The organism is Moorena sp. SIO4G3, assembly GCF_010692305.1.
Classification (GTDB): Bacteria; Cyanobacteriota; Cyanobacteriia; order Cyanobacteriales; family Coleofasciculaceae; genus Moorena; species Moorena producens_A.
Genome location: NZ_JAAHIG010000570.1, coordinates 1 through 3,986, shown reverse-complemented (window position 1 = coordinate 3,986; position 3,986 = coordinate 1). Strand labels below are relative to the sequence as shown.

4 protein-coding genes are annotated in these 3,986 nt (G+C 42.7%); 3 read left to right on the top strand and 1 reads right to left on the bottom strand.

Annotated elements, in window-relative coordinates; all coding sequences use genetic code 11:
* Positions 1 to 299: 299 nt before the first annotated feature.
* On the top strand, positions 300 to 947 hold the full coding sequence (locus F6J99_RS42890) for a hypothetical protein (protein WP_293123011.1): 648 nt from the start codon (positions 300 to 302) through the stop codon (positions 945 to 947).
* 18 nt (positions 948 to 965) lie between these two features.
* Here the strand turns inward: F6J99_RS42890 and F6J99_RS42885 are convergent, their stop codons facing one another.
* Entirely contained in the window at positions 966 to 1,418 is a 453-nt protein-coding gene (locus F6J99_RS42885) for a DNA-binding protein (RefSeq protein WP_293123008.1), read from the bottom strand.
* Positions 1,419 to 1,670: 252 nt separating this feature from the next.
* Here F6J99_RS42885 and map point away from each other — a divergent pair, with 252 nt between their 5' ends.
* Positions 1,671 to 2,498 carry a type I methionyl aminopeptidase gene (gene map / locus F6J99_RS42880; RefSeq protein WP_293123005.1) on the top strand — a complete coding sequence of 276 codons (828 nt, stop codon included), beginning with the start codon at positions 1,671 to 1,673 and terminating at the stop codon, positions 2,496 to 2,498.
* Between the two features lie 672 nt (positions 2,499 to 3,170).
* The gene (locus F6J99_RS42875) at positions 3,171 to 3,320 is read left to right on the top strand and encodes a hypothetical protein (RefSeq protein ID WP_158517224.1); all 150 of its coding nucleotides are present in this window, start codon (positions 3,171 to 3,173) and stop codon (positions 3,318 to 3,320) included.
* The last annotated feature ends 666 nt before the right edge of the window (positions 3,321 to 3,986 follow it).

Below are 3,986 nucleotides of genomic sequence, written 5' to 3'. Positions count from 1 at the left end.
TCTCCTAGGGTGATTTATGCCACGACAGGGGGTATCATTTTGCTGTTAGGCATTACTGTTTTGCAAAGAATTAGAGCAAAATAAAGCGGCAGCAAATCTAAAACCATTCCGTGCTTATGTTCATTAACTGTAAACTATGATAAATATTATCATTAGTCATTTATCCTTATTGTGAACTTATAGCAATTTATAATCAAAAGATTCATTTATGATCTTCGATATCCTATGTATCTCCGGCATTTTCTGGTAAGGAGCTAAGAGCATCTTTGAAGAAATTTTAGCATTAATAGTTAACCCCCATGACCATTCAACTGCCATCAAACATTTCCTCTACGGAAAACTTAGCACTCAGAAATCAGCAGTATTTTCCGATAATTTCTCACAACATCAAAACATCTGCCGATGTCGGTGCTACCTTCCACATTGAACCTAATCACAATCCTCGAGCTAGAGAACCTGCTCTAGCATGGTTTGCCCTTACTCGCCAAGGGGGCCAACTCATTCCCCTAGAGCAATGTGACTGTCAACTAGTGGTTTACTCTAAATCCTCATCAGACCAAGGGAATTCCCCCATCCTTGAGCCACAGCTTAAAGCTATATCAGCCGAACAATATCAAGGTATTCCTGGAGCTGATCTAGTCTTTCCTAAAGCGGGAGTCTATGAGTTAGTTTTAAGCGGTACTCCTAAATCAGGAGCTAGTTTTAAGCCATTTGAGATCAAGTACGACGTTACAGTCACTCCTGGGAAAAAAACTGCGACTGTCCCAACTCCTGACACTGAACCTGAATTTAACCAGCACTCAGAATCCTTCTCAGAATCCTTCGAGAATGCTACACCATCAGAGCCTCAACTATTACAGTGGTGGTTGCCCGTAGGGATTTTTGCCTTAGTCATCCTAGGTATAGGCAGTGTGTTGTTATGGAAAAACGCAACAGGAAAAAGGTAAATATAACCCTACCTTCTACTAGGCAGTGGCCGGAAAACTCCTACCGATAAAGTGAATATCACTAAAGGTTTCGATCCACAGACGAGCCCCACAATCAAGAGGGTTATCCGGTTGATAAACAATCCGACACGGACCAAGAATTTCCACCTGGTTGCCGTATAGATTGTTGCCGCTTCGTTTTACTGAAATCACTGGCTGACGCTCTTGGGGACGTTTAGTGTTGTTGCTACCAATGCGATTGCGATTGACATTGATCTTAGCTAGAGCCGGAGGACGACTTCTACGCCACTTGCCCTTTGGGCCACGGCTGGCCTTGATGATTTGGGGTAAATGGTTGAACAGAGGAATAATCCAAAATTTGCCGCTTTTATAGGCACCCCGGACGCGACCGTCTTGAAGGAGTTGTCTCAATCGTCTTGATGATATTCCTAACAGAGATGCTGCTTCAGTAGTACAAACGCACTTATTCATCAGTTAACTTTAAACCTTGTTTTATTAACTATTCCGATATCTGTATTATAAATAAAATCGACCATTAATGTCAAGTTGTGGTTAACTGGAATAGCTCTTTGTTGAAAGAGGGGATTTATCCTCTTCTTAGTGAAGTGTTGGAGACCATCCTGCTAGGAATTTTTACTCAATAGAGCTACGAATCGAAAATAGACAGAAAATCGAAAGATATAATAATTCTTTAATAATTCTTTATTAACTAATAATTATCAAATGAACATTCTAAGTAACCTGCTTTCCGGTGCCACTAATCCCTCCCGTCCCAAGAAAAAACGCCGACGGGTTGAAATCAAATCTGAGCGTGAAATTGAGATCATGCGGCAGGCAGCAACTATTGTGGCAACAGTACTCAAAGAAATTTCTGAGATGGTTGAGCCAGGAATGAGTACAGCGGATTTAGATGCCTATGCTGAAAAGCGGATCCGTCAGATGGGGGCAACCCCAAGTTTCAAAGGCTACTACGGCTTTCCTGCTTCGCTCTGCACCTGCCTTAATCACGAAGTAGTTCATGGTATTCCTAGTCCTAAGAAAGTAATTTGCAGTGGTGATGTGTTGAAAGTTGATACAGGTGCCTACTATCAGGGATTTCACGGAGACTCATGCATTACTATTGCGATTGAAGAGGTCAAACCAGAAGCTAGTCAATTAATTCGGGTGGCAAATGAAACCCTCTACAAGGGCATCGAACAGGTGAAAGCAGGGAACTACTTGCTAGACATTGCTGGTGCGATTGAAGACCATGCCCAAACTTATGGCTATAGTATCGTGGAGGATTATACGGGTCACGGTGTGGGGCGAAATCTACACGAAGACCCCTCAGTGTTCAACTTCCGCACCCGCGAATTGCCCAATGTCAAGCTCCGTGCTGGGATGACTTTGGCGATTGAGCCAATTTTGAATGCTGGTACTAAGTTCACACGCACCCTATCTGACCGTTGGACAGTCGTTACGGTGGATAATTCTCTATCCGCTCAGTTTGAACATACGGTTTTGGTAACAACTGATGGCTACGAAATTTTGACTGACCGTGCCAAGGTCTAACTATAGCGTTACTTATGAACTAGTGAAGGACTTGCTGGCACATGGAACTTATCAGTGGGTAGTCGGTCAATTAAATAGAGGAGCGTCTCCTACTCCAGGGTAAATAGTCTAGGTGTACCATTTTCTCCCAAGCCATAGCTATTGGTTAGCAGATTAGCTATGATATATTGGGTTGGGACTAATTCTAAAAACTACCAAATTTCTGGCTGTTAACAGCTGGGATACTTGATCACAAGTAAGCGCGAAGTTTGAAAACCCAGTCTCTTCAGAGCTGGGATTAAAAACGATTAACGCGCGAATTTAGTTGGCACTCACTCTTTTCTGAGTAATCATCGATAGCGTAGCGTGATCTACGGTCAATCCCATCAATGTAGCCTTATAATAAGGAAGTTTGCTCTAGGCGGTGAGAGCATCAACATCGGAACCGCACTCAGAAAGGTAAATGGGTGAAAAACACTCTTAGACGGTGCTTCTAGTAACTAGTGACATAGATCGCAATTGATCTGCAAAAAAGTAAATGCTTGAAAAACACTCTTAGACGGTGCTTCTAGTAACTAGTGACATAGATCGCAGTTGATCTACTGCTAAAAAACTCCCGATCAGATCTCAGGGGTGTTGATCAGGTTGCATCTAATTTCTTTCTTCTTAGTTACTTTACTAATCTCCGGAACTATGACCAATAAAATAGTCGAAAAAATTGCCGGAATGTCTCTGGTAACTATTAGCTTTGATCGCAATTGGACAGCTGTTCCAAAAGAAAACCCCCAAACCGTTGAGCCTAGGGGTAATTATCAGGGTGCATCTACCATTTATTTCTTCTGATTGATGGGATGGATATCCGGAAGGATTACTATTCGATGGATCACAAAACCCACGGGAGAAATTTGCTCTTAGCCAACAGCTAGCTGAAGCGCTGATGGCAACATCTACAGGTGCGACCCGTGGCGAATTTAATAATTAGACGCGGAAAGCGCACCTAAAAAAAAATCCCCCGAACCGTGAGCTTCAGGGGGAATTATCAGGGTGCATCTACCATTTATTTCTTCTGATTGATGGGATTGAGATCCGGAAGGATTACTAGTCAATTTACTAGTCAATCAATAACAAAACCCACGGAATAAATTTACTCTTAGCCAACAGCCAGCTGAGACGCTGATATCAACATCTACAGGTGCGACCCGTGGCGAATTTAATTCGCCTACGGAAAGCGCACCTAAAAAAAAATCCCCTGAACCGTGAGCTTCAGGGGTAATTATTAGGGTGCATCTACCATTTATTTCTTCTGATTGATGGGATTGAGATCCGGAAGAATTACTATTAGATAGATGACTTTACGGAATTCCCAAGGCTGAAAGCCCCGCGTTTTTAAACCGGGTCAGAAGTTACCGCAAAAATAAGGCAGCCTTTATGGTTGGTCGGCTATGGGTAAAAGGGTTAAAACTTTATGATTAAGGCCAGAGACGCGCGCCTTAGGAGAGTGGAGCCTTT